The following is a 13,742-nucleotide window of genomic DNA, read 5'->3' as shown; positions in this document are numbered from 1 at the left end:
CCCACCGGATGCCGGTGGGCGACTGTTTTTCTGCCCCCATGATAACCGCAGGCCCCCTCTCCATGCAGCTTTCCGCCTTTCCCCGCCCGTCGTCGCCGGGTGCACCAGCACGCTGGCAGGAACTCTGGCGCCAGGCGCTGCGCGACCCGCACGCACTGCTGGCGCGGCTGGAGCTGGATCCGGTCGCACTGGGCGTGTCCGAGGCGGCCATGGCCCAGTTCGCGCTGCGCGTACCGGACGGGTTCGTGGCCCGCATGCGCAAGGGCGATGCGGCCGACCCGCTGCTGCGCCAGGTGCTGCCGGTCAATGACGAGATGCAGGTCGTTCCCGGGTTCAGCTTCGACGCGGTGGGCGATGGTGCGGCCAGGAAGGCGACCGGGGTCATCCAGAAGTACCGGGGCCGGGCGCTGCTGATCGCCACCGGCAGCTGTGCAATCAATTGCCGCTACTGTTTCCGCCGGCACTTCGACTACGCCGCTGAGAATGCCGCCAAGGGCGGCTGGTGGGAAGCGGTGGACGCCATCGCCGCCGATCCGGATATCGACGAAGTGATCCTGTCCGGGGGGGATCCGCTGTCGCTGGCCACCCACAAGCTGGTCGAACTGACCGACGCGCTGCGGCGGATTCCGCACATCCGTCGCCTGCGCATCCACACCCGGCTGCCGATCGTGCTGCCGGAACGGGTCGACGACGAGCTGCTGGCCTGGCTGGGCAGCCTGCCGTGGCCGCTGGCGATCGTGGTCCATGCCAACCATGGCAATGAGTTCGATGCCAGCGTGGACGCGGCAATGGCGCGCCTGCGTGGCACCGGCGCCCAGCTCCTGAACCAGGCAGTGCTGCTGCGTGGCGTCAACGACAGCGTGCAGGCGCTGCAGGAACTGAGCGAACGCAGCTTTGCCGCCGGCGTGCTGCCCTATTACCTGCACCAGCTGGACCGGGTCGAGGGCGTGGCCCACTTCGAGGTGGATGACACCCGCGCCAGGGAGCTGATCGCCGGCCTGACCGCGCGCCTGTCCGGCTACCTGGTTCCCAAGCTGGTGCGGGAACTGCCCGGCGACCCGAGCAAGCGCCCGCTGTAACGATCCCGCCGGGGTCAGAGCCGTTTCCTGCAGAAAGGGATCTGACCCCTGAACCAGGATTCAGACGCCGGACTCGATCATCCGCACCACTTCGGTCGCGGTGACCGGGTGGCTCAGCCAGTAGCCCTGGCCAAGATCGCAGCCACGCTGGGCCAGCAGCTCGAATTGCGCCTGCTGCTCGATGCCCTCGGCAACCACCGTGATGCCCAGCGCGTGGGCCATGGCGATGATCGCCGTGGTCAGCGCCAGGTCGTCCGGATCACGCTGCATGTCGGCAATGAAACTCTTGTCGATCTTCACGCCGTCCACGGGCACCTGGCGCAGGTGGCTCAAGCCCGAGAAGCCGGTGCCGAAGTCGTCCAGCCACACCTTGACGCCGGTGCGATGCAGCTTGTCCAGCAACTGCGCGGCCACCATCTCATCACCGATCACGGCGGTCTCGGTCAGTTCCAGATGCAGGCGCGAAGCCGGCAGCCCCGACTCATGCAGGCACTGTGCGACCAGTGACGGCAGCTCGCCGCCACGCAGCTGCCGGGGCGACACGTTCACCGACACGAACAGATCATCGCCGCCCGCACTGCGCGGCCACTGCGACGCTTCCATACAGGCCGCGCGCAGCACCTTCGGCCCGATCACCTCGATCAGCCCGCTCTGCTCGGCCACTTCGATGAACACCGACGGCGGGATCGTGCCCAGAGTGGGATGCTGCCAGCGCAGCAGCACCTCGACGCCGACCATCCGCCGGTCGCGGGTGCGGAAGATCGGCTGGTAGGCCAGGCGCAGCTCGCCGCGCTCCCAGGCGCCGCGCAGTTCCTGTTCCATGTGCACGCGGCGCTCGACCGCATGGTCCATCGCCCGGCTGTAATACCGGTAGCAATTCTTGCCGGCCATCTTCGCCTGGTACATGGCGATGTCGCCGTTCTTCAGCAGTGTGGTCGCGTCTGCGGCATCGTCCGGGAACAGGGTCACGCCGATGGAGGTGCCCAGGAACAGCTCCCTGCCCTGCACCACCAGCGGCTTGCCCAGTTCGCGCACCAGCACCTCGGCCAGCAGCCGCGCATTGGCAGCGACATCGCCGTCGCCGACCAGGATCACGAACTCGTCGCCGCCAAAACGGGCCAGCAGCGCCTCATCGCCCCCGGCCTCGGCGACGGCGCGGCCGATCCGCTGGGCAAACTGCAGCAGTGCTTCGTCGCCCGCTTCATGCCCGAGGGTATCGTTGACCCGCTTGAAATCGTCGATGTCCGCAAACAACAGGCCCAACCGCTGCTTGGACGCACGCGCGGCCATCAGCCGGTGGTCCAGAGCTTCGCGGAACGCCAAGCGGTTGGTCAGGCCGGTCAGTGCGTCGGTGTAGGCCATGTGCCGCACCTCGCGGTCGTGGCGGGCGATGGCATCACGCATGCGGGCGAATCCCCGCACCAGCTCGCCGACCTCGTCGTCGCGGGTATTCTCCAGCAGCGGCGCCTGGTAGTCGCCGGCTTCGATGCGACGGGCCGCCACCGCCAGGTCGCGGATCGGCGCGACCAGGGTGCGCTGCACGTAGAAGATCACCGCCACGCCGATCACCACCAGCAGGCCGAGCATCAGCAGCAGCCAGCCCAGATGACGGCTGCCGACCTGCTGCAGGCGCTCGCCCAGCGTTGCGTTGGCGGCCTGCTCGCGCTGCTGCACTTCGTCCAGCGCCATGCCGACGCGGACGCCGCCGATGCGCTGGTTGCCGACCATGATCGGCATCGTGTTGTCGAGCACCTTTGGCGACTGCTGCACCACCAGCGTCCGCGCGGCGATCGCGCCCGGTGCAAGGGGGTCTCCCATCGGCTGACCGAAGGCGGCGACCTCCACCGAACCGTCGTGCACCAGCCGGCCACGTTCGTCGAACACCAGCACATAGCGCACCACGGGCTGCCGCGACGTGCTGCGCACCAGTGCGCCGACCTGGTCCAGATCGTGGTAGTACAGCGGGTTGGCCAGCGCATCGGAAAGCTCACGGGCGATCGCTTCGCCGCGGCTGCGCACGCTGCGGTCGAACAGTTCATGGATGACGCCGCCGCTGAGGTTGCGCACCTCGCTCTGCATCGCCGCCTGCCGCCCCAGCAGCACCGCCAGGATCGCCACCACCACAAGCATCGCCCCGCCCATCGCGAGCAGGAACCGCGCCTGCATTCCCGAGCCGAGCCACTTCATTCCACTTCCATCCGCACGCGCGTCAATCCTTGTTTCAATTCATCCAGCCGCTGCTGCGCATGCGCGTCGACGCGGTGGAAACCGGAAGTACCAAAAAAACGGTGAAGCGCCGCCTGTGCCTGTGGATCACTGGCCGCCTGCAGCAGGACCTCCTGCAGGCGGTTACGGACGCGTGCATCCAGGTCGGCGCGCACCACCTCCACGGCGCGAGGATAGGGCTCCGTGCGCAACAGTTCGCGGAAGTCGCGCCGGAACGCCCGCGGCATGCGCCGTTCATCGTTCCAGTCCACGCTGCTCACCGCACCCCCATCGGCCACGCCCTTGTGCACGTAGGTGGCGATGTTCAGCTCGCTGCGGGCGAACACATAGCCGACGCTGTCCGTGCCCGGAGCGTCCCACGTACCCGCGAGGATCTGTGGGGACAACCCGTGGCCCAGCAACGTCATCACCGGCACCAGGTAGGCGCTGGTGGATGCGGTGTTCTGCAGCGCAAGGCGGTGGCCCCGCAGGTCCTCCAGCCGCTGGAACGGGCTGTCGCGGCGCACGAAGAATACGGTCTGGTACTCACGCACGCCATTGCGCTCGGTCAGCAGCAACGGCCGCGCACCGCTGCGCTGACCCAGCGCCACTGCGGTTCCGGCGGTTTCCGTGACCCAGTCGACCTGCCCCCGCCGCAGATAGCTGGCCATCTGCTGCGGATCACGCGCCATCAGTATCCTCCCCTCCTGGATGCCGACGTCGTGCATGCGTGCCACCACGTAGTCCAGCAGCGGCTGCAGCTGCTGGTAATGGGCCTTGGGATCGTCGCTGATCCGGCCCAGCACCAGCACCGGATCCGGCGCAGCGCGCACCGTTCCGGCCAGCAGGACCATGGCCAGGCTCAGCAGCGCCCCCTGCATTGCCGTTCGCAGACCCGACACCGGTTTCATCCCCCCCTGGGTATCCGGACAGACTACCCGAAAAAATGAGAACGTCGTCAGCCGTTGTGACTGCCCGGCTTGGCCAGACGCGCCATGCGCTGGGCATCGGCCAGGATGCCGCGCAGCAACCGCACTTCCTGCTCGCTCGGCTCGCTGCGCAGGAACAGGCGGCGCAGCTTGCGCATCGCCGACTCCGGCGCACGGCCCTTGTGGAAATCGATCTCGTCCAGGGTGTCGCCAAGCTGGGCGAAGAAGCTCTCCATCTGTTCGTGGCTGGCCACCTGCTCACGAAAGCCCGGTTCGGCGCCAACGGCAGGCTGGGCGCCGAGCAGCTGCATGCGCACCTCGTAGGCCAACACCTGCACGGCGGCGGCGAGGTTGAGCGAACTGAACGCCGGATCGGACGGAATGTGCACCGCCGCGTGGCACAGCTGCAGCTCCTCGTTGGTCAGGCCGGTCCGTTCCCGGCCAAACACCAGCGCCACCTCGGCACCCTCACCGGCCTTGGCGACCGCACGGGCCGCTGCGTCGGCGGGCAGGTACTCCTCCAGCTGGACCCGGCGTGCGCGGGCCGTACACCCCAACACCAGACGGCAGTCGGCGACGGCCTCGGCCAGGGTGGCCACCACGGGCGCATCGCCGAGCACGTCCTCGGCGCCGGCCGAGCGGCGGAATGCCTCCTCGTCCAGCGGTTTTTCCGGGGCCACCAGTACCAGGCGGGCCAGGCCCATGGTCTTCAGGGCGCGGGCGGCGGCGCCCATGTTGCCGGGATGCTGGGTTCCGACCAGGACGAATCGGAGGCGGGTGGCGGCGGGGAACTGGGACATGAACAGGGAAAAGGTCGAGCTGGACGATGACCAATGGTAAACTGTGCGGCCGGCCACTGCGCCGGACCCGCTCTTTTCCCCCGCCAGTCCTACCCTTCTGCCTTTCCGGGAGCCCACGCCATGCAGAAACCCGCCGTCACCGTCATGGTCAAGGCCGCCCGCCTCGCCGGCAACGTCCTGTTGCGCAACATCAACAAGCTCGAGGCACTGAACGTGGTGCAGAAGGGGCGGATGGACTACGCCAGCGAAGTCGATGCGGACGCGGAAAAGGTCATCGTCAAGGAGCTCAAGCGCGCGTATCCCGAGTACGGCGTGTTTGGCGAGGAAGGCGGCGTGCAGGGCGAACATCGCCACATGTGGGTCATCGATCCGCTGGACGGCACCAGCAACTACCTGCGCGGCGTGCCCCACTACTGTGTATCGATCGCCCTGGTCGAGAACGGCGAGCCGACCGACGCGGTCATCTTCGATCCGCTGCGCAACGAGCTGTTCACCGCCAGCCGTGGCGCGGGCGCCGTGCTGAACGACCGTCGCATCCGCGTGGCGGATCGCAAGGACCTGGGCGGCACCATGATCCAGACCGGCTTCGCTCCGCGCGAGCGCGCCCGTGCCGGCGCCCAGTTGAAGGCGGTCGATGCCCTGCTGGTGCAGGCCGAGGACATCCGCCGTACCGGTTCCGCTGCGCTGGACCTGGCCTATGTCGCCTGCGGTCGCGCCGACGCCTACTTCGAGGCCGGGGTCAAGGCCTGGGACATCGCGGCCGGCGTGCTGCTGGTGCGTGAGGCCGGTGGCAAGGTGTGCGATTTCAAGGGAGCGCCGCTTGCACGCATGGACAACCGCGGTCCGGAAACCCAGCAGGTGGTGGCGGGCAACCTGAAGGTGGCCGAGTCGCTGCAGAAGGTGCTGGTCAACACGGGCTATGCGGCCGAGTTCGACGCGAAGTTCTGAGCTTCCCTGTAAAGCGGTTCATGGAGACGGCACCTGTGAAGGTGCCGTTTTCGTATCCGCAGTGATCGTGCTTGTCACTTTCTTTGCTCGTGCAAAGAAAGTAACCAAAGAAACACGCCGCCAGGACGCGAGCCGACGTGCTGTGCACGCCGGTTCCCTGCGCTCCTCGGTCCGTCGAGGGACGGTGCGGGAACTCGCTGCGCTCAGACACCCGCACCTCTTCGCCCTCGCCGGACCTGCGGTGCTCGGCTCGCTCAAGGCGGACCCAAGGTCAAGAACCACAGCTGCACGACGATGACGGGTAGCGCCGGGCCATGCCCGGCGAGCGAAGCGGCCGCTTCGCCTTCGACCTTGAAAGTGACACCCCTCCGCAGTCGCGGAAACGATCCTGCGGGCACGCGTCGATGCTGCCGACGCGCAAACAGAAACGCCCGGCACGGGGCCGGGCGTTCCTGTAGCAGTGCGTTGCAACCGGAGGCTTACACCACCGTCGAGGCCCGCAGCGCGGCGATGCGCTCTTCCAGCGGCGGATGGCTCATGAACAGCTTCTTCGCGGTCGAACCGGCGATGCCGAAGGCGGCGATCTGGGTCGGCAGCGTGCTCTGGCCGTGGTTGAGCTGCAGGCGCTCCAGCGCGGCGATCATCTTCTGGCGACCCGCCAGCGAGGCGCCACCGGCATCGGCGCGGAACTCGCGATGGCGCGAGAACCACATCGAGATCATGGTCGCGAACAGGCCGAACACCATCTCCAGCACGAACACGATGATGTAGTAGGCGAACCCGCGGCCGCCGCCTTCGCGGTTGCCCGACAGCGCGCTGTCGATGACGCCGCCGACCACGCGCGCCAGCACGATCACGAAGGTGTTCAACACACCCTGCAGCAGCGCCATGGTGATCATGTCACCATTCGCCACGTGGGCGATCTCGTGGCCCAGTACGGCTTCGGCCTCATCTTCGCTCATGTTCTGCAGCAGACCGGTGGACACCGCCACCAGCGCGTTGTTGCGGTTGGCGCCGGTGGCGAATGCGTTGATCTCCGGGCCATCGTAGACCGCCACTTCGGGCATGCCGATGCCGGCCGCCTTGGCCTGGCGCTCGACGGTGGCCAGCAGCCAGCGCTCGGTCTGGTTGCGTGGCTCGGTGATCACCACCGCGCCGGTGGAGCGCTTGGCCATCCACTTGGACAACAGCAGCGAGATGAAGGAACCGCCGAAGCCGAAAATCGCAGCCATCACCAGCAGGCCGCTCATCTGGTTCGGATTGACCCCCAGCAGCGACATCACGATGCCGGCCAGGATCAGCACTGCAAAGTTGGTGGCTAGAAAGAGTGCGATGCGGGTAAACATGGGAAATTCCGGCTCGGAAGGGGTCGATATCCGCCAATTTGCGGTGCGGTCAGCTTGAATTCAAGCACCAACCTGACCGACGATTCAGCCAGCATGACCTCCCCCCTTTCCTGCGGCCGCTTCGCGCCCTCGCCTACCGGCCTGCTACACCCCGGCTCCCTGCTGGCTGCATTCGGCAGCTGGCTGCTCGCGCGCCATCACCATGGCCTGTGGCGGCTGCGCATCGAGGACATCGATCCCCCACGCACCGTGCCCGGGGCTGCGCACGCGCAGTTGCAGGCACTGGCGGCATTCGGCCTGGCCCACGATGGTCCGGTGCTGTGGCAGAGCGAACGTGGCGATGCTTACCAGCAGGCTCTGGACAGGCTGCTGGCCAGCGGGCAGGCCTTCATCTGCCACTGCAGCCGCAGCGAACTGGCAGCCCGGGGTGGCATCCACCATCGCTGCGTCGCGCGGCAGCCCCGACCGGACCCTGCCGTCCGCTTCCGCGTACCGGCCGGCAGCGAGGTGCAGTTCGACGACGGCCTGCGCGGCCGTCAGGTGCAGGACGTCCACGCCGAGGTGGGTGATTTCGTGCTGCGCCGCGCCGACGGGTGCTGGGCCTACCAGCTGGCGGTGGTGGTCGACGATGCCGCGCAGGGCGTCACCGACGTGGTGCGCGGCGCCGACCTGCTCGACTCCACCGCGCGGCAGATCCTGCTGCAGCAGGCACTCCGACTGGCAGTGCCGCAGTACTGGCACCTGCCGCTGCTGCTGGACGCCCCGGGGCACAAGCTGTCCAAGTCGCTGGCCGCGCTGCCGGTCGACAGCGCCCGCCCGGTGCCGGTGCTGCGTCAGTTGTGGGGCCTGCTCGGCCAGTCGCCCGCCGCACTCGAGGGTCACGACGATCTGCACGACCTGCTCGCGGCGGCCCGGCAGGCATTCGATCCGGCCCGCCTGCCACGCACGGACATCCTGTTGCCGACGGGCGCACTTTCCGCGCCGATGTTGCAGAATCCCCCTTCCCCCACCTGAAACCCGGACTGCATTCCATGACATCTCGCGTCGCACTGGTCACCGGCGGAACCGGCGGCATCGGCACCGCCATCTGCCAACGCCTGGCCGACCAGGGCCACCGGGTCGCCACCAACTATCGTGATGAAGCCAAGGCCCGCGCCTGGCAACAGGCGATGACCGAACGCGGCTACAGCGTGTCCATCTTCGCCGGCGACGTGTCCGATCCGGACAGTGCCGAAGCGATGGTGCGCGCCGTCGAAAACGAACTGGGCCCGGTCGAGATCCTGGTCAACAACGCCGGCATCACCCGCGATACGACCTTCCACCGGATGCGTGCGGACCAGTGGCATGACGTGATCAACACCAACCTCAACTCGGTGTTCAACGTCACCCGCCCGGTCATCGAAGGCATGCGTCGTCGCGGCTGGGGCCGGGTCATCCAGATCAGCTCGATCAACGGTCTGAAGGGCCAGTACGGCCAGGCCAACTACGCCGCCGCCAAGGCCGGCATGCACGGCTTCACCATCTCACTGGCGCGCGAGAACGCGGGCTTCGGCATCACCGTCAACACCATTTCGCCGGGCTATGTCGCCACGGACATGGTCATGGCCGTGCCGGAGGAAGTGCGGGCCAAGATCATCGCCGACATTCCGACCGGGCGCCTGGGCAAGCCGGAGGAGATCGCCTACGGCGTGTCCTTCCTGGTGGCCGAGGAGGCCTCGTGGATCACCGGCAGCAACCTGGACATCAACGGCGGCCACCACATGGGCTGGTGATCCGCGCGGGCGCGGCCGGTCACGTGCCGGACCGCACCTGCCTGCGGTCATGCTGCGCAGCACGCAAACCCTTGTTGCGCAACATGATCCGCCGTGAAAGCCAAGCCTGGCGGGGGCTGGGGCGGTTGCAACGGCTGCTGCACTGCGCCATGCTGCGCGTCTACTGTGACGAGTGACCGCTTCATGGCTGCGACCCGCATCATCAAGAAGTATCCGAACCGCCGTCTCTACGACACCGAGATTTCCAGCTACATCACCATCGAGGACGTCCGCCAGCTGATACTGGACGGTGAAGACTTCGAGGTCCGCGACGCCAAGAGCGGTGACGACCTTACCCGTTCGGTCCTGCTGCAGATCATCGCCGACCAGGAGCAGGACGGCGAGCCGATGCTCTCCACCCAGTTGCTGAGCCAGCTGATCCGCTTCTACGGCGACTCCCTGCAGGGATTCATGGGCAACTACCTGGAACGCAGCATGCAGGTGTTCCTGGACCAGCAGCAGCAGTTCCGCCAGCAGATGGGCAACCTGCTGGGCCAGACGCCGTGGGCGATGATGAACCAGCTGACCGAACGCAACCTGGAGCTGTGGCAGGAATTCCAGCGCAGCATGGGCACCGGCTTCGGCGGCCCCCGCCCCGGCGGAACCGGCACGGGAACCGGAACCGGCAGCAAGCCGAACGAACCGGGCACCGGCACCGGCGGCAAGACCCGCCGCTGAGCTACGGCAGGGACTGACATGAAAACGGCGCGCCACTGGCGCGCCGTTTTCGTCTGCGGGTCATCCGCAGGCAGACGTCAGCGCTTCGCCTTGCACGCCGTGCAGACACGCTCGACCTTGTAGCCCTTCGCCCTGAGCTTCTCGACCACGCCATCGCTGCCGAGCAGATGCAGCGTGCCAACCACCACCAGCGTGCCACCCTGCCCCGCCTGCAGATAGGGCACCAGCTTCGGCACCCAGGCATCATTGCGGCCGGTATTGATGCGCTGATACAGCTGCGGATACTGCTGGCGCATCTCGGCAGCCATTTTCGTCCACAGCAGGCGCTCGTCACCGCGGCGCCATGCGTCGTGCAGCATGCGCGCCTGTTCATCACCCTTGTCGGCCTGATCGAGGGCTTCGGACAGCATCTGCCGCTGCTCCTGCACCGACATCCCATCAAGCATGCCGATCTGCGTATCGATGTCCTCCAGACCACCGGTGCTGCGCCCGGTCGCCTGTGCGCGCTCCATGAAGTGACGGTCCAGACCGAGGGCCGGGTCCAGGCCCATCTTCTGCATCTGCCCCACTGAAATGCTCAGACCGACAAACCAGGGTTTCATGCCCTGCATCTGCGCCAGCGGCAGCTTGTTCGCGGTGGCGAAGGCCTGCAGCTTCTGCCAGGTCGCTGCATCGAGATCACGCTTCAGCTCGCTGCCGTCGGTGCGCACGGCGGCCTGCACCATGCGGCTGGCCAGCTGCGGCGACTGCATGTCTTCCGGCGAGAGTTCGAACAACACGCGCTGCGAGGCCCCGAAGGCCTGCTCCACGTCGGCCGACAGCGGATAGTCCTGCGGCTTCAACAGATGGAACGAGCCCAGCAGATACAGCCGTGAATCGCCGGGGCCGGTGACCTTCCACAGCAGCGGTACCGGCGGCTTGACCGACGCACCTTCAGCGGCCGGCGCATTGCGGGCCTGCGCCAGTGGCGCCACCGCGCAGGCCAGCAGCAACAGGGCGGCGTGTAACAGGTGTCTGATCAGCATGTCAGCCTTCTCCTTCAGGCAGGTGGTAGGCCTTTTCGCCCGCGTCCACGCGAAGGTCCAGCCGGTTCTCCGGCGGTGCCAACGGACAGGTCGCGTAGGGCGTGAACGCGCAGGGCGGGTTGTAGGCGTGGTTGAAATCGATGAGCACGCGGCCATCGGCGCCGGGAGCGCCGGTATCCAGATAGCGGCCAGCGGGATAGCTGCCGCGGCCGCTGGTGCGGTCCGCGAAAATCAGGAACAGGGGCTCGCCGGGGGCACCGATCGCCTCCAGCCGCCAGGTCCGGCCATCACGCTCGAACTCGACGGCACCGGCATTGGGCATGTCGGTGGTCAGTCCGGTGATGTCGACGATCGGCAAGGTCTTGCCCGGTGCGTGCGCAACGAAGCGCGCCTGCACCTGCCAGTCGGGACCTCCCGGCCAGTACTGCAGGCCGGCGAAATCCCGGCGTGCAGGCGCGTCGGCATGCTTGACCCTCAGCGCATCGCGCGGACCACGCCGGATCAGGCTGAGCTGGCCCTTGCCACCGTCGAAGGCAAGCAGGGTAGGCTGCGGATCCTTGTCGGTATCCATGCGGATGCGCCCCTTCACCGGCTGGCCATTGTGAGTGAGCTCCGCCCCGGCTTCCGGCGTGAACCACCATTGCCGGCCCTCGCGCCGCAGCAGGCCGAGCTTGTCCGGCCCCACTGCCAGGCGGATGCCATTGGTGGCACCGCTGCCAACGAAGTGCGAGCTGTTCTGCAGCCAGTGCAGACCGACCAGCGCCGTCCAGCCATCAGGCCGTGTCAGGTCCTGATAACGCGCCACGCGCCATTGCTGCTGCGCGGCGGCGTATGCCGGATCTTCCACCACCGCAGGCGCCGGCGGCGGCGCCGGGCTGCAGGCTGCCAGCAACAAGACAGCCAGCAGGCCGCCCATTCCCCGATACGCCATCGATGCTCCCCTCAACGTCCGCGCAGGAACCAGCGGTCGATCTCCGCCAGCGAAAAACGGGCCCAGGTCGGCCGGCCGTGGTTGCACTGGCCGGATCGCTCGGTGATCTCCATGTCGCGCAGCAGGGCGTTCATTTCCGGCACCGTCAGCCGGCGATTGGCACGCACAGCGCCATGGCAGGCCATGGTCGACAGCAGTTCATCGCGCGCGCTCGCTACGCGGCGGCTCTGGCCGTGCTCACGCAGGTCGGTCAGCACATCGCGCAGCAGCCCCTCCGGCTCGGCGTGGGCCAGCAGCGCGGGAATGCTGCGCACATGCAGCGAGCCCGGGCCGGCCCGCGTCACCTCGAAACCAAGCGAGGCCAGCGTCGCGGCCTCGCTCTCTGCGGTATCCGCTTCGCGTTCGCCCACCGCCAGCGTGATCGGCACGAGCAACGGCTGCGACTGCAGGCCGATACCATCGTGCGCGTTCTTCAGCCGCTCGTAGCCGATGCGTTCGTGCGCCGCGTGCATGTCGACCACGATCAGGCCTTCGGCATTCTCGGCCAGGATGTAGATGCCATGCAGCTGCGCGATCGCATACCCCAGGGGCGGCACGCCCGCGTCTGCACGGGTGTCCGGCAGGCCGTTTCCGCTCGGCATCGCAGGCTGCGCGGTGCCGCCTTCGCCTGCAGCAGGCGTGGCATAGAGCGCAGCGTAGGCGGCCGGCGCATCGGCAACCTGCAGGCCCAGCGGCTGCTGCGGGCGCCATCCCTGATATCCGCCACCGCCGCCCGCCCCCGGAGCAGGACCACGGACCAGACCGAATCCGGACGCGCCCACGGTCGATGCCGCCGCTGCTGCCCCGGCGTCCGCTGCCTGCCCGGCACCTGCACCGATCTCCTGCGCCGACACGCCGGCTCGGGTATCGGCCAGCGCGTCCTTCAGCGTGCGGTAGACGAAATCATGGACCAGCCGCGCATCACGGAAACGCACTTCGTGCTTGGCCGGATGCACGTTGACGTCAACGCGCGTGGGGTCGAGTTCCAGGAACAGCACGTAGGCCGGCTGCCGGCCATGGAACAGCACATCGCCGTAGGCCATCTTCACCGCGTGGGCAACGCTGCGGTCGCGCACCGAACGGCCGTTGACGTACAGGTACTGCTGGTCGGTACTGGCCCGCGAATAATGCGGCTGCGCGATCCAGCCGTGCAGGCGCAGGCCCGCGCCGCTGTGGTCCACGCGCACCGCCTGCAGCGCGAAATCATCGCCCAGTGTCTCGGACAGCCGCGCGTCCGAATACAGGTCACCCGGCTTGTAGCGGCGTGATGCCTTGCCATTGTGCGAGACCCGCAGCTCGACGTCCGGCCGCGCCAGCGCCAGCGAGCGCAGCCATTCTTCGATGTGCCCCAGTTCGGTGCGCTCGGCGCGCAGGAACTTGCGTCGCGCGGGCACGTTGTAGAACAGCTCGCGCACTTCCACCGTGGTACCCGGTGCGTGCGCGCGCGGCGTGACCTCGCCGATCTTGCCGCCATCGATCTGCAGCGCGGAACCGTGCTCGTCATCTGCGCGGCGCGACGCCAGGGTGAAACGACTGACCGACGCGATCGATGGCAGCGCTTCGCCGCGGAACCCGAGCGTGGCCACCGACTCCAGATCGTCCAGGTTGGCGATCTTGCTGGTGGCGTGCCGCGAGACGGCCAATGGCAGCTGCTCCGCTGCGATGCCACTGCCGTTGTCGCGGATGCGGATCAGGCGCACGCCGCCTTCTTCCAGGTCGATGTCGACACGGCTGGCGCCGGCATCGATCGCATTCTCGACCAGTTCCTTGACCACTGACGCGGGGCGCTCGACCACCTCGCCGGCGGCGATCTGGTTGATCAGGATGTCCGGCAGGGGCCGGATCGGGCGCGGGCCGGGCGCGCTCATGGGGCAAGGTAGGCAGCAGACTTCATGCGCCGATGATAGCGGAGGTACCGCGTGGAGAGTCGAGCCGGATCACCTGTGCGATG

General features: G+C 67.7%; 12 protein-coding genes. 5 read left to right on the top strand and 7 right to left on the bottom strand.

Annotation, left to right across the window (positions count from 1 at the left end; translation table 11 throughout):
• Positions 1–62 precede the first annotated feature (62 nt).
• A complete protein-coding gene (gene epmB / locus IMX13_RS07685) occupies positions 63–1,079 on the top strand; it encodes an EF-P beta-lysylation protein EpmB (RefSeq protein WP_053520088.1) in 1,017 nt (338 codons plus the stop codon).
• Between the two features lie 60 nt (positions 1,080–1,139).
• Here the strand turns inward: epmB and IMX13_RS07680 are convergent, their stop codons facing one another.
• Genes IMX13_RS07680 through IMX13_RS07670 form a run of 3 tightly spaced genes read right to left on the bottom strand, consistent with a single transcriptional unit; the run spans position 1,140 to position 5,013 of the window.
• The gene (locus IMX13_RS07680; RefSeq protein ID WP_053520089.1) at positions 1,140–3,266 is read right to left on the bottom strand and encodes an EAL domain-containing protein; all 2,127 of its coding nucleotides are present in this window, start codon (positions 3,264–3,266) and stop codon (positions 1,140–1,142) included.
• Positions 3,263–4,195, bottom strand: coding sequence for a phosphate/phosphite/phosphonate ABC transporter substrate-binding protein (locus IMX13_RS07675; protein WP_193396136.1), 933 nt, complete (start codon positions 4,193–4,195; stop codon positions 3,263–3,265). The genes IMX13_RS07680 and IMX13_RS07675 overlap by 4 nt, the downstream gene beginning before the upstream one ends.
• 47 nt (positions 4,196–4,242) lie before the next feature.
• Positions 4,243–5,013 carry an RNA methyltransferase gene (locus IMX13_RS07670; protein ID WP_053520091.1) on the bottom strand — a complete coding sequence of 257 codons (771 nt, stop codon included), beginning with the start codon at positions 5,011–5,013 and terminating at the stop codon, positions 4,243–4,245.
• 120 nt (positions 5,014–5,133) lie between these two features.
• On the opposite strand from IMX13_RS07670, the gene IMX13_RS07665 reads away from it, so the two are divergent.
• Positions 5,134–5,961: an inositol monophosphatase family protein gene (locus IMX13_RS07665; protein ID WP_053520092.1), complete on the top strand. Its 828-nt coding sequence runs from the start codon at positions 5,134–5,136 to the stop codon at positions 5,959–5,961.
• A gap of 479 nt (positions 5,962–6,440) precedes the next feature.
• On the opposite strand, the gene htpX is transcribed toward IMX13_RS07665, so the two are convergent.
• Entirely contained in the window at positions 6,441–7,307 is an 867-nt protein-coding gene (gene htpX / locus IMX13_RS07660; protein ID WP_053520093.1) for a protease HtpX, read from the bottom strand.
• 93 nt (positions 7,308–7,400) lie between these two features.
• Between htpX and gluQRS the strand changes: the two genes are divergently transcribed.
• The 3 genes from gluQRS (at position 7,401) to phaR (ending at position 9,796) form a co-directional block, all read left to right on the top strand.
• A complete protein-coding gene (gene gluQRS, locus IMX13_RS07655; RefSeq protein ID WP_193396135.1) occupies positions 7,401–8,321 on the top strand; it encodes a tRNA glutamyl-Q(34) synthetase GluQRS in 921 nt (306 codons plus the stop codon).
• Positions 8,322–8,338: 17 nt separating this feature from the next.
• Positions 8,339–9,079 carry an acetoacetyl-CoA reductase gene (gene phbB / locus IMX13_RS07650; protein ID WP_065175510.1) on the top strand — a complete coding sequence of 247 codons (741 nt, stop codon included), beginning with the start codon at positions 8,339–8,341 and terminating at the stop codon, positions 9,077–9,079.
• Positions 9,080–9,262: 183 nt separating this feature from the next.
• Complete coding sequence (phaR, locus tag IMX13_RS07645) at positions 9,263–9,796, top strand: polyhydroxyalkanoate synthesis repressor PhaR (protein WP_053520096.1); 534 nt, start codon at positions 9,263–9,265, stop codon at positions 9,794–9,796.
• A gap of 77 nt (positions 9,797–9,873) precedes the next feature.
• Here the strand turns inward: phaR and IMX13_RS07640 are convergent, their stop codons facing one another.
• The 3 genes from IMX13_RS07640 to mutL are packed head-to-tail and all read right to left on the bottom strand — an operon-like array spanning position 9,874 to position 13,659.
• Complete coding sequence (locus IMX13_RS07640; RefSeq protein ID WP_193396134.1) at positions 9,874–10,821, bottom strand: TraB/GumN family protein; 948 nt, start codon at positions 10,819–10,821, stop codon at positions 9,874–9,876.
• A gap of 1 nt (position 10,822) precedes the next feature.
• Positions 10,823–11,752, bottom strand: coding sequence for a DUF1684 domain-containing protein (locus IMX13_RS07635; RefSeq protein WP_193396133.1), 930 nt, complete (start codon positions 11,750–11,752; stop codon positions 10,823–10,825).
• An 11-nt stretch (positions 11,753–11,763) separates the two neighbouring features.
• Positions 11,764–13,659: a DNA mismatch repair endonuclease MutL gene (mutL, locus tag IMX13_RS07630; RefSeq protein WP_193396132.1), complete on the bottom strand. Its 1,896-nt coding sequence runs from the start codon at positions 13,657–13,659 to the stop codon at positions 11,764–11,766.
• Between the last annotated feature and the right edge of the window lie 83 nt (positions 13,660–13,742).

The sequence above is a fragment of the Stenotrophomonas sp. B2 genome (assembly GCF_014947095.1).
GTDB classification, from domain to species: domain Bacteria; phylum Pseudomonadota; class Gammaproteobacteria; order Xanthomonadales; family Xanthomonadaceae; genus Stenotrophomonas; species Stenotrophomonas maltophilia_P.
This window is presented reverse-complemented; position numbering and strand designations above follow the sequence as displayed.

Excerpts from the sequence above, each read along its gene's own strand:
- epmB (WP_053520088.1), top strand. The coding sequence starts at position 63 with ATGCAGCTTTCCGCCTTTCCCCGCCCGTCGTCGCCGGGTGCACCAGCA.
- IMX13_RS07680 (WP_053520089.1), bottom strand. The coding sequence starts at position 3,266 with ATGAAGTGGCTCGGCTCGGGAATGCAGGCGCGGTTCCTGCTCGCGATG.
- IMX13_RS07675 (WP_193396136.1), bottom strand. The coding sequence starts at position 4,195 with ATGAAACCGGTGTCGGGTCTGCGAACGGCAATGCAGGGGGCGCTGCTG.
- IMX13_RS07670 (WP_053520091.1), bottom strand. The coding sequence starts at position 5,013 with ATGTCCCAGTTCCCCGCCGCCACCCGCCTCCGATTCGTCCTGGTCGGA.
- IMX13_RS07665 (WP_053520092.1), top strand. The coding sequence starts at position 5,134 with ATGCAGAAACCCGCCGTCACCGTCATGGTCAAGGCCGCCCGCCTCGCC.
- htpX (WP_053520093.1), bottom strand. The coding sequence starts at position 7,307 with ATGTTTACCCGCATCGCACTCTTTCTAGCCACCAACTTTGCAGTGCTG.
- gluQRS (WP_193396135.1), top strand. The coding sequence starts at position 7,401 with ATGACCTCCCCCCTTTCCTGCGGCCGCTTCGCGCCCTCGCCTACCGGC.
- phbB (WP_065175510.1), top strand. The coding sequence starts at position 8,339 with ATGACATCTCGCGTCGCACTGGTCACCGGCGGAACCGGCGGCATCGGC.
- phaR (WP_053520096.1), top strand. The coding sequence starts at position 9,263 with ATGGCTGCGACCCGCATCATCAAGAAGTATCCGAACCGCCGTCTCTAC.
- IMX13_RS07640 (WP_193396134.1), bottom strand. The coding sequence starts at position 10,821 with ATGCTGATCAGACACCTGTTACACGCCGCCCTGTTGCTGCTGGCCTGC.
- IMX13_RS07635 (WP_193396133.1), bottom strand. The coding sequence starts at position 11,752 with ATGGCGTATCGGGGAATGGGCGGCCTGCTGGCTGTCTTGTTGCTGGCA.
- mutL (WP_193396132.1), bottom strand. The coding sequence starts at position 13,659 with ATGAGCGCGCCCGGCCCGCGCCCGATCCGGCCCCTGCCGGACATCCTG.